This window comes from Arthrobacter sp. TJ-270 (assembly GCF_058269075.1).
Window position 1 is genome coordinate 35,773 of the sequence record NZ_JBZCNB010000001.1, and the last position, 17,166, is coordinate 52,938.

Below are 17,166 nucleotides of genomic sequence, written 5' to 3' on the forward strand. Positions count from 1 at the left end.
GTCTTCGCGAAGGCTCAGGCCGTGATGTCGCGGCGCTGGATCAACGCGGCAGCGGCCCCCGCAAAGCTGACGGCCGCAGCAATCAGCAGCGCGGCACTGATTGGTTCAAAGCGTTCGACGGGCATTGCCGAGGAGTGGCGGAACGGGCTCAGGTCCTGCACCCAGACGGGAAATCCAAGGAGGCCGCCGAACTGACCCAGGATCAGTGCGGCGGTGAGGAAACCCCATCCTGCACCAATACTCACGCGCGGAATTACAGCGTAAGCAAGGGCCGCCAGGGCAGGAAATATGATCGCGGCCGGAGCGTGCGCGAGGCTGGCGCCCACAATGGACATCCCCCGTGTGCCGAGAGACCCTGACAGCGCAAGCCCAGCTGTCGCGGAGCACCCCGCCAGGACGGCGACGGAAAGAACCGATATACCCGCCACCACGAGGTTCGCGGCAACCCATCGGCTTACGGTGGCGGGCGTGGCCAGCAATAACTCCGCCCGTCCTTCCACTTCCTCAGCCCTCAGCCGTAGAACTGCCTGCACACCGGCAGCAGCGGCAAGAACCGAGGAGATACCCAGCAGGGCAGTGAGGAAGAGATCGACAATTCCTGACCCAGAGGCCGTTCCGGGAGCCAGTCGGCCAAACAGGTCCTGCATGGTTGGGTTGCCCGCAATCACATTGGTAACCACAGGAGCCAAACCGCCGGCCAAACCTCCGAGGACCGCTCCGGCTGTGCACCACCCCGCAAGGGTTCCACGCTGCAACCGCCATGCCAGCCCGACCAGAGATTGACCTGCACGCCCGGCCCTTTCCCTTGCCGTCCGTTCACCGAGCAGGCTGGCCCCCAGATCCCGGCGACTCCGGATCAGGAACGCAATCAGCCACAAACCTCCGGCCGCGATGGCCAGTATGAACAACGGCCGGGCGTCGGCTTCCGTGAAGGGCCGAACCCGCTGTCCCCATCCGATGGGTGAGAACCAGGATGGCCATGCCGGATCGACTCTCAGGAGCCCAGCGTCAGGCTCCCCCAAGGCGTCGCCGATCCCCCTGATCAGGTAGGCGAGGCCGACGAGGGCCGCTGAAACACCGTTGGTGCCGCGGGCCGTGGGCATGAGCTGAGCGATGACCGACGCAGCGCTTGCAAAGAAGAGCCCGACGACGCCTATTGCGGCACCCGCCCGCATGGAACCGGCAAGGGGCAGCCCTGCAGCGGCAAACCCGAGCCCCGTGGAAACGGTCAAGACGAGAAAGGCCAGCAGGCTCAGCAGGAGGGTCGCTGCCAGTGCGGCTGCGCGGGAAATGGGAGTGGACTCAAGGATCTCACTACGACCGGATTCCTCTTCCGCCCGAGTGTGTCTGCTTACGAGTAAAACTCCCAGGAGTCCTGCCAGGACAGCCGTGAAGGCGTAACCCTGGAAGAACACTACGGAGCCGAGGCCGGTGCCGTCCGGCAGCCCACGCAGGAACAGGAATGCCGGGCTGGCGGAGGCAATTGACACGATCGCCGCACGCTCATCGGTACCGGTGAACTGGGTGGACACTGCTACGGCCGCAAGTAGCCCGAGCGCACTGATCCCCCCGATCCAACTTGGGAGGAACCAACGATCGCGGACCAGGTGCATCCGCAGCATCAGCAGGACCCCGAACATTAGGGTGATCGATCCGTGGAAGACGCGTCGCCAGCCTCGGTATAGTGCCGAAGGAACAGTTCCTCGAGGGACGGCGGGTTTGCTGTGATCCCAGTCAGTCCGGCCCGTGAAAGGTGGGCCAGCACGGCCGGCAGGTGTGCCTGGTCAGCGTCGAACTGGGTGCCGCCGGGCACCGTATACAGGTCATAAACACCGGGGAGGCCTTCCAGAACATCTGCTGTCTGCGCCCCTGCCACGAGAAAGCGAGTGCGGCGGAGGTGCCGAAGTTCGGACAGGGCGCCGGATTCAACCACTGTCCCGGCACGAATGATGGTGATGCGCTCGCAAAGCTGCTCCACCTCGCTCAGAATATGGCTGGAAAGCAGGACAGTTGCACCCTCCGCGCTTACGCGCTGCACCTGTCGTCGGAACACAGCATCCATGACGGGATCAAGACCCGCGCTCGGCTCGTCCAGCAGGTAGAGGCGCGCGGGCCGCGCGAACGCCGCGATCAGCGCAGCTTTCTGGCGGTTGCCCTTTGAATAGGTCCGTGCCCGGCGTCGGGGATCAAAGTCGAACTCCTCAATAAGCTCGCGGCGCAGTCTCTCGTCCGCGCCGCCGCGGAGGCCGGTAATCAGATCAATCACCTCACCTCCACTCAGGTCCGGCCAAAGATTCACATCACCCGGCACATAGGCAATGTCCCGGCGCGCGTGAATGGGTTCAGTCCACGGGTCCAGACCCAGGACCCGGACGGAGCCGCTGGTAGGACGCATGAGTCCAAGCAACAGCCGGAGGGTGGTGGACTTCCCGGCACCGTTGGGGCCGAGGAACCCGTGAACTTCACCGGCCCGGACGCGCAGGTCAAGCCCCGTCAGCGCCATGACCGAGCCGAATCTCTTGACCAGGCGCGAAGCCCGGATGACGTGTTCCGGTTCCATGGCAGGGCATTACCTCCCGCGCGTCGCACTCTGAGGAGCACAGCCTATACCGAGGTGCAGCGGCACCCGCAGAGTGACAACCCGTCCTTCTGCGTAATCCTCCGAGTGATGTAACCGGCGCTTAAACACCGCTGGGGAGGACCTTTTCAGGTCCTCCCCAGGGAGAAAGGCTAGTCCGAAGACTAGACGCGCACGAAGAACGCGCCGGCGAGGTCGCTCAGCGGGTGCTGCATGGTGAGGTTTGCACCATTCATGCCGCTGCTGATGACCTGGCCACCGCCAGCGTAAACAGCCACGTGGCCACCGGTGATGACGAGGTCACCCGGTGCCGGGGTGCTTACCTGCGCGCCGTAGCCTGCGAACTGCATGGGGCCGAGGTCACCGACAGGCTTCCCGGCTGCAGCCATTGCGATCTCAACGAGGCGGGTGCAGTCCTGAACAGCGCCACCGGCGAGCTGCGCCCGGGCAGAAGCGAGGATCGATGCGCCTGCGCCGCTTGAAGAACCATCAGCCACGGTGATCTTGGAGGACGCGGTGGTGATGTTCATGGTGCTGGTCTCTGCCGGTGCCGGAGCAGCCTGAACCTGCGGTGCAGGTGCGGGAGCCGGTGCCGGAGCGGGTGCAGCAGGAGCCGGAGCGGGTGCAGCCGCGGCAGGAGCCGGAGCGGCTGCAGCAGGAGCGGGTGCAGCAGGAGCGGGTGCAGCCGCGGCAGGAGCCGGAGCGGCTGCGGCGCTGCCGGACAAGCTGATGACCTGGCCCGGGTAGATGATTGACTCCCAGCCGAGGCCGTTCGCAGCGAAGATGGCATCGAGGCTGACACCGTAGTTGCCGGCGATGGCGCCGAGGGTGTCTCCGGCCTGAACGGTGTGGGTCGGAGCGTTCACAGCAGGTGCCGGAGCAGCCGGAGCCTGAACAACGGGGGCCGGGGCGACGGGCGCCACTGCTGCCTGCACGCTTACCTCAGCGGCCGGGACGGTGGCAGAAGTGGTGGTGGTTCCCGCGCTGGCCGGAAGGGCGGCTCCGAACATGATGCCGGAGGCTGCTACAACTACAGCTGCAGGGCGGCCAACGGTGCCAGCGTGCGAGCTGACTGCCTTGGACACGATCTGCATGGTGCTGGGCGGAGTTGCACGGTGGCGCGCGATATGACGGTTTTTGGACACGGAAATAGCCTCTCCCAACGCCTGCGGAGTTAGCTGTCGGATTCGGATGGGAGCCACCCGGACGACCGGCACAGAGCCGGTGCGTCTTCACCCCTAGGACTTCACAGAAGTCCGCTAATCTGGTTCCCCCGCTCCTGCCGCAGTGTGTAGCGAACGGACCTTCCAGCGGCGGCAGGATTAGGCAATCCACCAGAAGGAAGCCGGGCTTTTGAACCCGGCGTGTCCATAACGTTACATACCTTTCATTGAATTGTCACGTTTCGATCACGGAGAGGCTGATCACACGTGCCGCAGAATCCGGTCAGATCTTGTATTCGGCGTTCGGGTCTTTTGAAGCTTCGTTATCGCCGCCACGGTGCATCGCCGACTGGGCCTTCTTCAGTGCCTGCTCAGCCTGCGCCTGAACCTCGGGAGCTTTGGCTTTCACGGTCTCCGACGCCTGGGAAACCTTGCCCTGCACCTTCGGACTGTTCCACAGCTCGTTGGCCTTGACCTTGATCTGCTCATAGCTGGCACGACCGGCCCGGGCGCCCAGAACGTAGCCTGCCGCCATGCCTGCTGCAAAAACCAACTTGTTCTTCATCGCGTTACTCCTGACGTGTCGGATACTGAGATATCGAATCTAATCAGCATACTTACTTTTGTCACGTCAGGGGATACTTACCACCGTCCGTTGCGGGGCCTCGGCTGGCATCGTGGGCAGGTATATGAGGAACGGTTCATGAAGGTGTCGCGCCGGATGCGCGAGTCCAGACCGTCTGCCGAGCATCGCCGGCAAGGGTCGCGTTCCCTGCCATAGGCGTTCAGTGAGCGTTCAAAGTAACCGGAGGCGCCGTTGACGTTCACGTAGAGGGAATCGAAGCTCGTGCCTCCTGCGTCGAGCGCGCGAGCCATCACGTCGCGGCAGGACGTGAGCAGCCGGGCAGCTTCCGCCCGGCGGAGAGTGTCCGTGGGACGCGCATAGTGCAGTCTGGCAGCCCACAGCGACTCGTCCGCGTAAATGTTGCCGACTCCCGAAACCAGAGTCTGGTCGAGCAGTGCACGCTTCAAACCGGTGCGCCGGGCGCGCAGCTTCCGGTAGAACTCCTCGAAGGAAAATGCCGGGTCCAGCGGGTCCCGCGCGATGTGCGCCGCTTCGAGCGGCACCAGTGGCGCTGGACACTCCCCCAGTCCACCCGGAAGCCCGTCCGAGGTGGGCACCATGCTAGTAACGAAGAGGCCACCGAAGATTCGCTGATCAACGAAGCGGAGCTCTTCCGGTAGCGGTTCGCCTCCGGAAACTGTGGACAGCCGCAGCCGTACCTTCAGGTGCTTTTCGTCGGGCTGGGTGTGGTCTTCGACCAGAAGCTGTCCGCTCATGCCTAGATGCGCCATCAGCGCTATCTGTTCCGTGCCGGCCGTGAGGCCGGCCGGAGGCGGCGGGTACGACGACATAGGGTCACCGATGTCGCCGTCATCCGTAGCGAGCGGCAACCAGAGAAATTTCCCACGGCGTACCGCATCTGTGACGCGGGCGCCGACAAGGTTGCCTCTGAAGTCCTCAGTGCCGAGGGCATGACGGCGGATTGAGCGGGGGTCGAGAACGTCTACCGCCTCGATGCGGCGCCCGCTGACCCAGCGTGCGAGCCCCCGGCGTACAACCTCCACCTCGGGAAGTTCAGGCATCACAAGCTCCCGGGATCACGTGGACTGACGTGCCTCCGCGTCAGCGTGCGCATCGACGTTCCCTAGCTGCAGCAGCTTCCAGGAGGCCGCCGCCGCCTCTTGCTCGGCTTCCTTTTTGGAGCGGCCGGAGCCGGAACCATAACTGGTACCGCCGATGACAAGCACCGCTTCAAACCTGCGGTCGTGATCGGGACCGAATCCGGTGACCTTGTAGTCGATGACGCCCATCCGCTGCGCGGCGGCGATTTCCTGAATACTGGTTTTCCAGTCCGTTCCGGCACCGAGCGCTGCAGCGTCTTCCAACACAGGGCCGATGATGCGCATGACCAGGCGCCTCGCCGTCTCCATGCCACTACTGAGGTAGGTGGCGCCGATGATGGCTTCCATCGTGTCGGCAAGGATGGACGACTTGTTCCAGCCGTTGGTGAGCTTTTCGCCCTGCCCCAGCAGGATGTGTTGCCCGAGGCCGAGACCACGGGCAATCTCGGCGAGGGCGCGGGTACTGACGACGGCGGAGCGCCTCTTGGCGAGCTCGCCCTCGGACAGATCCGGATTGTCCCGATACAGGGCATCCGTGACCGAGAGTCCAAGGACTGCGTCGCCCAGGAACTCGAGCCGTTCGTTGGTGGGGATGCCGCCCTGCTCATACGCGTAGGAGCGATGCGTCAGGGCAAGACGAAGCGTCTCGGCGTCAATACTGACACCGAGACGCTTCAAAAGATCTTCAGAACTTTCCACGCGGGCGACGCTTTCGCGATCGTTGCCGGCAGCACCGTGAAGCGGTGCCGTCAGCATTTAGACGTCGGCTACCTTGCGGCCCTTGTACTCAAGGAACAGCTCGGTACCGGCGGAGTCGGTGACAACCTTGGCCTGGTGGGCAAGGCTGTAGGTGACGCGACCGTTCTCCACCGTCTTCACCAGCTTGGGAGCAACAGCCTTCCACTGGGACCGGCGTGCACGCGTATTCGAGCGGGACATTTTCCGCTTGGGAACAGCCACGACTAACTCTCTTCTCTCTTGTCTGACTCTGTCTTAACTTCTGGTTCCGCTGCCTCAGGGCCGGCGGCCGCGCCGGCCAACCCTGTCAGAGCAGCCCAGCGGGGGTCGAGGACCTCGTGCTGGTGTCCGGGATCCTCTTCCAGGCGTGCACCGCATTCAGCACACAGACCCTGGCAGTCCTCCCGGCATACCGGCTGGAACGGCAACGATGTTACTACCGCATCCCGCAGTACCGGCTCAAGATCGACGGTGTCGTTCTCAACCAGGCGCTGCACGTCCTCCTCTTCATCCTCCGCCGACTCAGGGGCGTCGTAGTAGAAGAGTTCCTGCACATCGACACTGCTGCCATAGCTGAGCGGGTCAAGGCATCGGCCGCATTCGCCAGTTACTTCGACGTATACGGTTCCCGATACCAGGATCCCCTCATGTACAGCCTCGAACCTCAGGTCCAACTCCACTTCGGAGCCTTCCTGAACGCCGATGAGCGCCACACCAAAATCCTTCGGTGCGGGCACATGTTCTTCGACTGTTCGCATGCTCCCCGGGCTGCGCCCGAGATCCCTGACACTGAAGACCAGGGGCGAACTGAGATCGCTTCTAATGAAAACTCCTGTAGAACATGTGACCGACGAACCATCTTAGCCCGAAACGAAGCCCCACCCCAAACCGGTGGGTCTCTCGCACGCCTGGCGAATAGGAAATCTGTGGCATCGGGAGAACAATCCTCGCAAATACCACGCTAAGTTTGGAATTATGACTCAGATACGTGTGCGGGATGCTGCACAGTTCCTCGGCGTCAGCTCAGATACGGTGCGTCGCTGGGTAGAAGACGGAACACTGTCCGCCTCGCGATCCTCGGGTGTTCTCTCGGTTGACGGGCTGGGACTGGCCCGGTTGGCTCGGGATCGTGCCGTGCTTCCCTCGGACCTGTCCAGCGTGGCCACCTCTGCGCGCAACCGTTTCGTCGGGCTGGTTACCGAAGTGATCAGCGACCGGGTGATGTCCCAGGTGGAGCTCCAGTGCGGGCCGCACAGGGTCGTGTCCCTCATGAGCAGCGAAGCCGTGCGCGAGCTTGGGATAGAACCCGGCACGGTCGCGGTGGCCGTCATCAAAGCGACCAATGTGATCGTGGAGACAGCCACAGCCGAAACCACCCCGGCAACGCGCCTTCCGGACGGACCGCGATGATGCACCGGCTGCTCCGTGCGGCGAACGGGGCCGTCGTCGTGCTTGTCGTGGCAGCCTGCGGCAGCACGAGCCCTGCAGCGGAGGACACGCTCCATGTATACGCTGCGGCCTCACTGCAGGCGCCCTTCGAGGAGATGTCCTCGGAGTTCGAAGCCGATCATCCCGGGGTGAGTGTCCAGCTGAATTTTGCCGGCTCCTCCGACCTCGCAACGCAGATCATCGCGGGCGCACCCGCCGACGTGTTCGCATCGGCCAATACTGCAACGATGGAGAAGGTTGCCGCTGAAGGGCTGCTGGCGTCCGGATCCCGGACCTTCGCCACCAACGTCCTGACGATCGCAGTGGCAGAGGGGAACCCGCTTGGCATTGACTCGATGGAGTCGCTCGCTGACCCGGCTATTTCGGTGGTGTTGTGCGCGGCGCAGGTGCCGTGCGGCGAAGCGGCCATGAAGGTCCAGCAAGCCGCCGGCGTTTCCATCGAACCTGTCAGCGAGGAAGGTTCGGTCACGGACGTCCTCGGCAAGGTTTCCTCGGGGCAAGCCGACGCAGGCCTTGTCTACGTGACAGATGTACAGGCGGCAGGCGGCGCCGTCGACGGTGTGCCCCTCGATGCTGCCGCACAGGCCCGGAATGCCTACCCCATTGCGGCGACCGGTTCGGGCGGCGCCCTGGCTGCAGACTTCGTCGACCTCGTTGTCGGCCCGCGAGGCCGGCAGATTCTCTCTGGTCACGGGTTCGGGGGTTCAGACCAGTGACCGGGACCTACTCCGGGATCCCGCGATGGCTGCTCGCAGTCGCCGCAACAGGAGCCGTGTTTCTGGTCCTTCCGCTGCTTGCCATTGTGCTTCGTGTCGACTGGCCCCGGTTCGGTGAACTGATCACCTCCGACTCGTCCCGCGCCGCGCTGATACTGAGCCTCCAGACGTCGGGAACGAGTACGGTGCTGTGCGTACTGCTCGGTGTTCCCATGGCCTTCGCCCTTGCGCGGACCCGGTTCAGGGGACAGCGGCTGCTCCGCGCGCTCGTGCTGCTGCCGCTGGTGCTACCGCCGGTTGTCGGCGGCATCGCCCTGCTGTACACCTTCGGGCGTCAGGGACTACTCGGGGAGTCGCTCCAAGTTATCGGCCTGGATATCGCTTTCTCGACGGCCGCCGTCGTGCTCGCGCAGACTTTCGTCGCCCTGCCGTTCCTCGTGTTGAGCCTCGAAGGGGCGCTGCGGTCAGCGGGCACACGGTATGAGACCGTCGCTGCGACGCTGGGAGCACGACCCACCACTGTTCTCCGACGGGTGAGTCTTCCGCTTGTGGGGCCGGGCATTGTCTCCGGCGCCGTGCTGTCCTTCGCCCGGGCCCTGGGCGAGTTCGGGGCGACACTGACGTTTGCCGGCAGCCTGCAGGGTGTCACCCGGACGCTGCCGCTGGAGATCTATCTGCAGAGGGAGACGGATCCGGACGCTGCCGTCGCACTGTCGCTCGTGCTTGTCGCGGTTGCCGTCCTCGTGGTTGCCCTCGCCCACCGGATCCACGAAGGCTCTGCGCCGTGAGCCTTGAATGCAGCGCGCAGCTTGCCGCACGGAACGTCGATGTGCGGTTCTCCCTCTCAGCCGGGGAAACGGTAGCGCTCATGGGCCCGAACGGCGCCGGAAAATCCACTGTGCTGGGCGTGCTGGCGGGCCTGGTTCGTCCCGACCACGGCACTGCGACCCTCGATGGACAAACCCTGTACGACGACGGCACGTGGTTGCCGCCGCATGCCCGTGGCATCGCGCTGCTGGCCCAGGATGCGCTGCTGTTCCCCCACTTATCGGTTCTCGATAACGTGGCCTTCGGGCCGCGGTGCGCCGGCGTCCCGCGCACCAATGCCAGGGAAGCAGCGCGCCGTTGGCTTCGTGAAGTCGACGCCGTGGACCTCGCAGACCGTCGACCAACGAGCCTGTCCGGAGGGCAGGCGCAGCGGGTGGCAGTGGCGCGGGCACTCGCCGCTGAGCCTGCGCTCCTGCTGCTGGATGAGCCGCTGGCAGCCCTCGATATTTCAGTGGCGCCGATGCTGCGCAGGACCCTTCGGCGGGTGCTTGAGGGGCGCAGCGCGATCATTGTCACGCACGACATCGTCGACGCGTTGCTGCTCGCCGATCGGGTGATGGTTGTCGACGGCGGACGGATCGTTGAGGACGGACCGACCCGGCTGGTCCTTGAGCAGCCCCGGAGCTCCTTCGCAGCGGGGCTCGCGGGTGTGAACCTGATGACCGGCACCACGACCCCTGGAGGCCTGCTCACGTCATCCGGGATGCACGTGGCAGCCCTGACGGATCAGGAACTTCCGGCGGGAGAGGAAGCAGCCGCCATCTTCAGTCCGCGCGCCGTCGCCGTGCATCGGGTTCGACCGACAGGCAGTCCGCGCAACGTGCTGGCCGTGACCATCACAGACCTTGAACAGCACGGAGGACGAACAACCGTGCGGGCAGGCCACCTGAGCGCGGAAATTACCACTGCGGCCGCAGCAGAACTGGACCTGCTGCCCGGCGCGGAGGTGTTCTTCGGTGTGAAGTCGGCTGAGGTGAGTATCTACCTGCGCTGATCAGTAGCGTCGATCAGGATTGCGCTCCGGGGCAAGTTCCGGCACTGAGGCTTCGGGCGCTGATGCTTCGGGCACTGCCGCTCCTCCGCCGTCGTCGTTGTAGTCGTCCGAGGATGTTTCGACAGAAGGCCTGATCGAAACTTCCGACAGGAGGTCCCGATCATCGAGTTCCTCGTTGATCTCTTCCTGTCGGTTCTCGGTCTCGGGATGAGGAAGGCCCTCCTCGACATACTCGACCTCGAGCTGACGGTGGACCTTGCTGTTCAGGATCTCGACCTGATCGTCCTCCAACTGATTCAGGTTCTCAGGAAAGGAGTCCTCCGGCTTGATTCGACTCTTGCTCAATGCTGCCCCCTCTGTTCGCCTGCCTCGGAAATCTTGATTGTACTGGCGCAGCCCCAGTTTCAGGAGGTGGTCTCCCGGAGTCTTTTGAGCACCGCCTTCGGGACGAACGGCGAAATGTCACCGCCAAGAGCGGCGACTTCCTTCAGGAGGGTTGACGACAGGTGGGAATAGCTTGCCTCCGCCGGAATGAATACAGTCTCAATGCCGCCCAGTTGGCGGTTCATGGTGGCCATGGGCAGCTCGTACTCGAAGTCGGCGCTGGAACGAAGCCCCTTGACGATCAGGTTCGCTCCGTTTTCGCGACAGAACTCAGCAAGCAGCCCATCCCCCATGGGCAGCACCGAGACGCCGCGGAGGTAAGTGAGGGTCTCGTTGGCGATGTCCAGCCGATCCTCGAGTTCGAACCGGTACTTCTTCGCGTAGTTCGTTGAGACAGCCACGATCACTTCGTCAAAGAGACTGGCGGCACGGGCTATGACCTCGAGATGGCCGTTATGAATGGGATCGAAGGACCCGGGGCAGACGGCGCGACGCATACAACGAATGTACCCTTTTGTTCCCTTCGTTGTTCGCTTTCGCTGTTCCCTCTCGCTCACCGGCCCTTCCGCCGCCGAACTGCATGGCGCCAAGCGCATTCGACATACTGGATGACATGGAATCGAACCAACCCGTCGCCACAGCCCGGCTTTCCGGCTGGCAGCGCACCGCGCAGGGTGCGAACCTCCTCTCCCCCGACGGCCGCCTTGGCACCGTCATCTTCGAGGAGATTACGGCGCTCGCGGCGCAGCACCGTGCGATCAACCTCGGCCAGGGCTACCCGGACGAGGACGGGCCGGACGTCCTCCTGAACAGCGCCCGGGAGAACATCGCCTCGGGCCTGAACCAGTACGCGCCCGGGCGCGGGCTCCCAGCGTTACGGGAAGCGATTGCGGCCCACCAGCAACGCTTTTACGGACTTCCGGTCGACGCCGAGCGGGAGGTTGTGGTCTCCACCGGCGCCACCGAGGCCATCGCTGCGTCAATCCTCGCCTTCGCCGGACCCGGAGATGAAGTGCTGACATTCGAACCGTTCTACGACTCCTACGGCGCCATCATTGGACTCAGCGGAGCCCGGCACACCACCGCGCCGCTGCTCGGACCCGACTTCCAGCCGGACCTGGATGCACTTGAAGACGCCATGAGCGAGCGGACCCGGGTGATCGTGGTCAACAACCCGCACAACCCTATGGGCACGGTCTTCTCAAGGGAGTCACTCGAACGCGTCGTCGAGTTGGCGGAGCGGTTCAACGCCATCATTGTGACCGACGAGGTGTACGAACACCTGACGTTCGACGCGGCACACATTCCCGTAGCGACGCTGCCCGGCGCCCGGGAACGCACGGTCTCGATTTCATCGGCGGGTAAGACCTTCTCCGTGACCGGCTGGAAGATCGGCTGGTTGACCGGGCCGTCAGCCCTCGTGGATGCTGTGCGCAGCGTGAAGTCCTTCCTCACCTACAGCTCCGGCACACCGTTCCAGGGAGCTGTGGCACTGGGGCTGGGTCTGGAGGACGGGTTCTACCGCTCCATTGCCGATTCACTTCGCCACAAGCGGGATGTGCTCGGTGTCGGCCTTCGCGCCGCCGGTTTTGAGGTTTTTACGCCTCAGGCAACCTACTTCACCGTGGTCGACGCAGCTCCCCTCGGCATCACGGACGCCACGGTGCTGGCGAGGCGGTTGCCGGAGCTGATCGGAGTGGCGGCCATCCCCGTCCCCGTCTTCTGCCACGAGGACGGCGCACGCCGGACGCGATCACTACTGCGTTTTGCCTTCTGCAAGAAGGAGGAGGTGCTGGCCGACGCTGCCCGTCGCCTGGCCGAGCTCCAGGACCGGTTATGACCGTTCCGTCGCGTTACCTTCGGGCGGCGGGAGCTCATGCCGAAATCGACCAGGACGCCTTCAACGACGGCGCTTTCATCCTGAGCATCGGCGGAGCTCAGCAATCCCATGTCGATCTCGCCAATCCCCGGAACGTGTTCTACGAGTACCTCCGCAGGATCGCGAACGTCCTCGACGTCTTCAGACCCGGGGCCGAGCCGATTCGCGTCCTGCATCTTGGAGCAGGTGCGCTGACACTTGCTCGTTATGTCCAGGCCACCCGCCCCGGTTCCCCCCAGGTCGCGGTCGAGCGGGAACGGGAATTGCTTGCCTTCGTTGTGGAACACCTGCCGCTACCGCCGGGCACCGATTGCACGCTGCTCGTGGAAGATGCGCACGACACACTCGCTGCCTGCACCCCAGGTTCCTTCGACGCCGTCGTTCTGGATGTTTTCTCCGGCATCGATGGAGCCACGGAACTAGCCGCGCCGGAGGTTTATGGGCTGCTCACCCGGGCGGTCGCGCCGGGAGGCGTGGTGCTCGTCAACGTCGGCGATGATCCCCCGCTTGCTTTCGCCCGCGCGCAGGCGCGCCTACTGCAGGACACCGGATACGACGTCGCCGGCCTGGGTGAGGTTGCCATGTTCACCGGGCAGCACGCAGGCAATATTGTGCTCGCTGCGACCTCGCGCTGGAATCCCGACTGGGAACCTGCTCTGGTAGCTGCAGGACCGCATCCCGCGGCGGTCCTCACCGGCTCTGGCTACGACGATTTCGCCCATCCCGGGCTCTGATTTACGCGCAAATATCATGCGCTATTGAACCCGTGTCATCGGCCGGCACCCGCAGTACCGTTGAACTACAGCACGGATGAAACAGTTTCCGAATCACCACTGACGGAGGAATCATGACTGCGGAAATTACAGAAGTATCCGATTGCAGTGTTCACAGTTGCGCCTTCAATCACGACGGCTGCACCGCGTACGCGATCACGGTCAGCGGCAGTCCCGATCACGCATCCTGTGCCACCTTTATCGACACGTCGGAAACGGGCGGCCTGCCGATGATCCTTGCGCACGTTGGAGCCTGCCAGCGTAACGAGTGCGTACACAACAGCCATCTCATGTGCAACAAACACGATGTGAAGATCGGATCTGGCTCCGACCTCGCAGACTGCCTTTCCTACGATCCGCGGTAGGGTCACTGCCTTCAGACGCTGAATCCACGAGGCGCCCATCCTGCCTGCAATTGTCTCTGCAGGCAGGATGGGCGCTCGTTCTTGCATTGAGGAATCCGGACGGTCGGTTCCACTCTGCGGGGTGAAATGAAGTCCTCCCAACGGGAAGGTTAACCAGCGGTAACGGACCTGTCCCGATTAGCTAACGACACGACGACACATGCAGTAATGGTCAGCAAGCTGTTCAATACTGAGTGCATGGGCACGCAGCAGTTCGAAGAGACAGTCAGGGCAAAAGTGCGTCGGATACTGCGTTGGGATTGTGCACCCGCAGTGATCGTTTTGCTCGGAGTCGCGGTTTTCTGGATCGGGGGGTCCTTGGAATGGTTTGAGATGCTCAGCGTTCCTGAGAACGCAGTGGGTAGCGTGGTGTGGCTTTACCTGATTCTCGCTGCGGTGGCAGGCTCAATCGTGCTGGGAGGCGGCGCTGTCGTCGATCTCGCCCGCCGCATGAACCGCAGGTCCGGACGGGACCAATAGCGGCAGCCCCTTCGGCCGGTTAGCGGTCGGGAACAGCGCCGCGTGTGGACGCCCGAGTGCACGGTAGGTCCAGCCGGCGTCGCGCCAGGTGGCCGGGTCCAGGCAGTTACGGCCATCCACAATGGCCGGACGTGCCACCAGTTCACCGAGCACCCTCGGGTCCAGCGTGCGGTACTGCTCCCACTCGGTGAGCACCAGGACGGCGTCGGCGTTTTGCGCTGCTTCTTCGACTGAGGCCGCGTAGGCAAGGTCGGGAAACCGACGGGATGCGTTTGGGACCGCTTGCGGATCGCTGGCCGTAACCGCAGCCCCTTGAAGCTGAAGCTGGGCGGCGACGCTGAGCGCGGGCGAATCGCGGACGTCGTCGGAATTGGGCTTGAAAGCCAAACCGAGTACGGCGATCCGTTGCCCGAGCAGTGATCCGCCACAGACCTCGCGTGCCAGGTCCACCATGCGGGAGCGCCGCCTCATGTTGATGGAGTCCACCTCGCGCAGGAAGGTCAGCGCCTGATCAGCACCGAGCTCGCCGGCACGGGCCATGAATGCGCGGATGTCCTTGGGAAGGCAGCCTCCACCAAAACCAAGCCCGGCATTGAGGAACTTCCGGCCGATACGCGCGTCGTGCCCCATAGCATCCGCAAGCATGGACACATCGGCACCGGTCGCCTCGCAGACCTCCGCCATGGCATTGATGAAGGAAATCTTCGTAGCAAGGAATGCGTTCGCTGATACCTTCACCAGCTCAGCCGTTTCATAGTCCATCACCAGGCGCGGACGACCCTCGGCAAGCGCCTGCGCGTACACCTCGTCGAGAATCAGCTGGGCTCCGCTGTCCGTATTCCCCAGTCCATAGACGAGGCGGTCAGGCTCGAGGGTGTCCTTCAGCGCGAAACCCTCCCTTAGGAATTCCGGATTCCAGGCCAAAGTCGCTGAGGGACATACCTCTCTGATCCTGGCCGAGATGTCGCGGGCAGTGCCGACAGGAACGGTGGATTTTCCCACCACGACATCCCCGGCGCGTAGATGCGGCAGGAGCGAGTCGACGCTCGCGTACACGTAACTCAGGTCGGCGCCGTTCTCGCTGCGCTTCTGCGGCGTTCCGACCGCGATGAAGTGCACGGTCGAACCGGCAGCGTCGGCGATATTGGTCGAGAAGCGGAGGCGGCCGGTCCCGAGTGCGTCCGCGAGCAACTCGGGCAGTCCCGGTTCAAAGAAGGGAGCCTCCGCTGAGTTGAGGGCGGCGACCTTCGCGCCGTCAACATCGATGCCCACCACCTCGTGTCCCAGCTTTGCCATGCAGGCTGCGTGCACTGCTCCGAGGTAGCCGCATCCGATGACAGACAACCGCATAATGAAAGCCCCTTGCTCCGATATTTCCGTGTTCTGCAGACACGGTACGGACGCTGGGTGGGGCGCAGATGAACTGGAGATGAGAGTTAGATGAGCTCGGGTGGTCGGGCCGGCGCCGGCTACGCTTTCGGAAGCGTCAGAGCGGTTCCAGGTACCAGAGCCGGGTCTCGCCGTATTTCTTCTCCGCGAAGCGCTCAAGCCCGTCCGGCCAGGCCGGCTCCCCGGAGCGGGACGAGCGTTCCAGTACGACGACGGCGCCCTCCGCAAGATGCGGAAGCAGGGCAGAGAGGATCGTCATCAGCGGTGCATCACCCAGCGGGTAGGGCGGGTCCATGAGCACGACGTCCCAGAGGGCATCATCCGGGACCCGGTTCACGTAGGTCTCAACCTTGGATCGGTGCACACGCACGCACGTCCATCCCAGGACCCGGTTCATGGCATCGGCGTTGGCTTTGCAGACCGCGGCTGCGCGGTCCGCGGACTCCACCAGGTCGACAGTTGCTGCGCCCCGGCTCGCCGCTTCCACTCCTAGTGACCCTGACCCGGAGAACAGGTCGAGCACGTGCGCACCGTTCAGGACGTTGTATGCGTCGAGCCGTGAGAACAGTGCTTCCTTCACCCTGTCCGTGGTGGGCCGCGTCGCATTGCCAGGAACGCTGGCGAGGGGAGTTCCTCCTGCGGCGCCGGCGATGATTCGACTCATGAAGAAACACTCTAATCCACTGGCAGAAACAGGTTCCGCATGGTCAAATAAGTGCAGCCGAAAAGCAGCCGCGTCAGCGAAGTGCAAGCGGCGCGCGCCGCTCAAGGGGGACTTGGGGGCTTCTCACGAAAGTCAAAAATACAGATGAATACTCGCTCCTGCCTGCTTACTGTTGGTGTCTCAGCACTTCTCGCCACAGGTACGGTTGTTACCGCTGCGCCGGCATCCGCCGCTCCCGGATCGGCTGGATGTGTCGCTGCGCAGAGCGCCCTGAAGACTCAGCTCGGCGTCGCATCGGTCGATATCAGCCTGGCGAATCAGCTTCGTGACGGGCTCGCGGCTTTCGACGCGCTCTTCGCGCAGCTCGATCCGCTCGTGTTTGAAGCAGAGCTGACCCTCGAAGACGAGTGGGCCACACTGGAGCTGGCCTGGGCAGCCGAAGCAGATGCGGACGCTCGTGTTGCAGCTGCGGAGATTGCGCTGGAGGCAAATACCGCAGACCCCGCGGATTCCGACGCAGTAGCTGCGGCGGAGTTGGAATTGGCGGATGCGCTGGCAGAGCAAGAGAAAGCAACAGAAGCCGTGGCTGTCGCGGATGCAGCCCTTCAAACTGCCACAGATGCTGCACTCGGTACACCGGAGATTGTCGCGCTCGAACAGCAGATCGAGACCGTCTCAATATCCCTGGAGGACGCCTTCACCCGGCTGGGGCTGACTGACGGAACCGACCCTGAGCAGCTCATCGCCCTCGCGGATGACGCGGTTGCGATGTGCTCCGCTTCGGCAGTGCAGGCTCCTGTGGTCCGCGCAGCCGCCCCCCAGCAGCAGCGTGGCTTGAATATCCAGACAGCAGCGCACGACGCCGGTGCCACCGATCCGGCGAACCTTGCCCTTCTCGCGGGGCTGGCAGGATTTGGTGCGGCGGCAGCAACGGGCGCCGTCGTCGTGCGACGGCGGCGCGCAGGACGGGTCTAACACCGTAGAGGTACGCCTACAGCGAGACGATGCCCCTGCTCCCCGACCGCGCTGCGGTCACGCAGC

The 17,166-nt window shown here is 63.9% G+C and carries 20 protein-coding genes and 1 riboswitch; of the genes, 8 read left to right on the plus strand and 12 right to left on the minus strand.

The features are described 5' to 3' along the window. Positions 1 to 14 precede the first annotated feature (14 nt). From AC4D2M_RS00170 to AC4D2M_RS00205, 8 genes are all read right to left on the minus strand, one after another. Complete coding sequence (locus tag AC4D2M_RS00170; RefSeq protein ID WP_490888935.1) at positions 15 to 1,640, minus strand: ABC transporter permease; 1,626 nt, start codon at positions 1,638 to 1,640, stop codon at positions 15 to 17. Then, positions 1,640 to 2,560 carry an ABC transporter ATP-binding protein gene (locus AC4D2M_RS00175; protein ID WP_490888937.1) on the minus strand — a complete coding sequence of 307 codons (921 nt, stop codon included), beginning with the start codon at positions 2,558 to 2,560 and terminating at the stop codon, positions 1,640 to 1,642. Before AC4D2M_RS00175 ends, AC4D2M_RS00170 begins: the two co-directional genes overlap by 1 nt. A 182-nt stretch (positions 2,561 to 2,742) precedes the next feature. After that, positions 2,743 to 3,723 (minus strand): C40 family peptidase, encoded by a 981-nt coding sequence (locus AC4D2M_RS00180; RefSeq protein WP_490888938.1) that lies wholly within the window; start codon positions 3,721 to 3,723, stop codon positions 2,743 to 2,745. 4 nt (positions 3,724 to 3,727) lie between these two features. Next, a riboswitch (cyclic di-AMP (ydaO/yuaA leader) is annotated at positions 3,728 to 3,885 on the minus strand. Positions 3,886 to 4,024: 139 nt separating this feature from the next. Beyond that, a complete protein-coding gene (locus AC4D2M_RS00185) occupies positions 4,025 to 4,306 on the minus strand; it encodes a YtxH domain-containing protein (RefSeq protein WP_490888940.1) in 282 nt (93 codons plus the stop codon). Positions 4,307 to 4,383: 77 nt separating this feature from the next. Continuing rightward, positions 4,384 to 5,388 carry a bifunctional DNA-formamidopyrimidine glycosylase/DNA-(apurinic or apyrimidinic site) lyase gene (gene mutM / locus AC4D2M_RS00190; protein WP_490888942.1) on the minus strand — a complete coding sequence of 335 codons (1,005 nt, stop codon included), beginning with the start codon at positions 5,386 to 5,388 and terminating at the stop codon, positions 4,384 to 4,386. Between the two features lie 15 nt (positions 5,389 to 5,403). Next, a complete protein-coding gene (gene rnc / locus AC4D2M_RS00195) occupies positions 5,404 to 6,126 on the minus strand; it encodes a ribonuclease III (protein WP_490888943.1) in 723 nt (240 codons plus the stop codon). Positions 6,127 to 6,183: 57 nt separating this feature from the next. Next, positions 6,184 to 6,387, minus strand: a complete 204-nt coding sequence (gene rpmF, locus AC4D2M_RS00200; RefSeq protein WP_056548281.1) for a 50S ribosomal protein L32 — start codon at positions 6,385 to 6,387, stop codon at positions 6,184 to 6,186. Between the two features lie 2 nt (positions 6,388 to 6,389). Beyond that, positions 6,390 to 6,923: a YceD family protein gene (locus tag AC4D2M_RS00205; protein ID WP_490888947.1), complete on the minus strand. Its 534-nt coding sequence runs from the start codon at positions 6,921 to 6,923 to the stop codon at positions 6,390 to 6,392. Between the two features lie 217 nt (positions 6,924 to 7,140). On the opposite strand from AC4D2M_RS00205, the gene AC4D2M_RS00210 reads away from it, so the two are divergent. From AC4D2M_RS00210 to AC4D2M_RS00225, 4 genes are read left to right on the plus strand one after another with little or no spacing between them, the layout of a single operon-like run. Further along, positions 7,141 to 7,575, plus strand: a complete 435-nt coding sequence (locus AC4D2M_RS00210) for a TOBE domain-containing protein (protein ID WP_490888948.1) — start codon at positions 7,141 to 7,143, stop codon at positions 7,573 to 7,575. Then, entirely contained in the window at positions 7,572 to 8,330 is a 759-nt protein-coding gene (gene modA, locus AC4D2M_RS00215) for a molybdate ABC transporter substrate-binding protein (RefSeq protein WP_490888950.1), read from the plus strand. Before AC4D2M_RS00210 ends, modA begins: the two co-directional genes overlap by 4 nt. Then, positions 8,327 to 9,118 carry an ABC transporter permease gene (locus AC4D2M_RS00220; RefSeq protein ID WP_490888952.1) on the plus strand — a complete coding sequence of 264 codons (792 nt, stop codon included), beginning with the start codon at positions 8,327 to 8,329 and terminating at the stop codon, positions 9,116 to 9,118. The genes modA and AC4D2M_RS00220 overlap by 4 nt, the downstream gene beginning before the upstream one ends. Further along, complete coding sequence (locus AC4D2M_RS00225; protein WP_490888955.1) at positions 9,115 to 10,152, plus strand: sulfate/molybdate ABC transporter ATP-binding protein; 1,038 nt, start codon at positions 9,115 to 9,117, stop codon at positions 10,150 to 10,152. The genes AC4D2M_RS00220 and AC4D2M_RS00225 overlap by 4 nt, the downstream gene beginning before the upstream one ends. Here the strand turns inward: AC4D2M_RS00225 and AC4D2M_RS00230 are convergent, their stop codons facing one another. Continuing rightward, positions 10,153 to 10,497 carry a hypothetical protein gene (locus AC4D2M_RS00230; protein WP_490888957.1) on the minus strand — a complete coding sequence of 115 codons (345 nt, stop codon included), beginning with the start codon at positions 10,495 to 10,497 and terminating at the stop codon, positions 10,153 to 10,155. It abuts the gene before it with no gap. Between the two features lie 59 nt (positions 10,498 to 10,556). After that, entirely contained in the window at positions 10,557 to 11,033 is a 477-nt protein-coding gene (gene coaD / locus AC4D2M_RS00235; protein ID WP_490888959.1) for a pantetheine-phosphate adenylyltransferase, read from the minus strand. 116 nt (positions 11,034 to 11,149) lie between these two features. Here coaD and AC4D2M_RS00240 point away from each other — a divergent pair, with 116 nt between their 5' ends. The 3 genes from AC4D2M_RS00240 to AC4D2M_RS00250 all read left to right on the plus strand — a co-directional run bounded on the left by AC4D2M_RS00240 (position 11,150) and on the right by AC4D2M_RS00250 (position 13,553). Then, the gene (locus AC4D2M_RS00240; protein WP_490888960.1) at positions 11,150 to 12,376 is read left to right on the plus strand and encodes an aminotransferase class I/II-fold pyridoxal phosphate-dependent enzyme; all 1,227 of its coding nucleotides are present in this window, start codon (positions 11,150 to 11,152) and stop codon (positions 12,374 to 12,376) included. Then, on the plus strand, positions 12,373 to 13,149 hold the full coding sequence (locus AC4D2M_RS00245) for a spermidine synthase (protein WP_490888963.1): 777 nt from the start codon (positions 12,373 to 12,375) through the stop codon (positions 13,147 to 13,149). The genes AC4D2M_RS00240 and AC4D2M_RS00245 overlap by 4 nt, the downstream gene beginning before the upstream one ends. A gap of 113 nt (positions 13,150 to 13,262) precedes the next feature. Next, complete coding sequence (locus AC4D2M_RS00250; protein WP_490888965.1) at positions 13,263 to 13,553, plus strand: DUF1540 domain-containing protein; 291 nt, start codon at positions 13,263 to 13,265, stop codon at positions 13,551 to 13,553. A 444-nt stretch (positions 13,554 to 13,997) separates the two neighbouring features. Here AC4D2M_RS00250 and AC4D2M_RS00255 read toward each other — a convergent pair whose 3' ends face one another. After that, positions 13,998 to 15,422, minus strand: coding sequence for a UDP-glucose dehydrogenase family protein (locus AC4D2M_RS00255; protein ID WP_490888966.1), 1,425 nt, complete (start codon positions 15,420 to 15,422; stop codon positions 13,998 to 14,000). A gap of 136 nt (positions 15,423 to 15,558) precedes the next feature. Next, a complete protein-coding gene (gene rsmD / locus AC4D2M_RS00260; RefSeq protein WP_490888968.1) occupies positions 15,559 to 16,125 on the minus strand; it encodes a 16S rRNA (guanine(966)-N(2))-methyltransferase RsmD in 567 nt (188 codons plus the stop codon). A gap of 144 nt (positions 16,126 to 16,269) precedes the next feature. Between rsmD and AC4D2M_RS00265 the strand changes: the two genes are divergently transcribed. Then, entirely contained in the window at positions 16,270 to 17,100 is an 831-nt protein-coding gene (locus tag AC4D2M_RS00265) for a hypothetical protein (protein WP_490888970.1), read from the plus strand. Positions 17,101 to 17,166 lie beyond the last annotated feature (66 nt).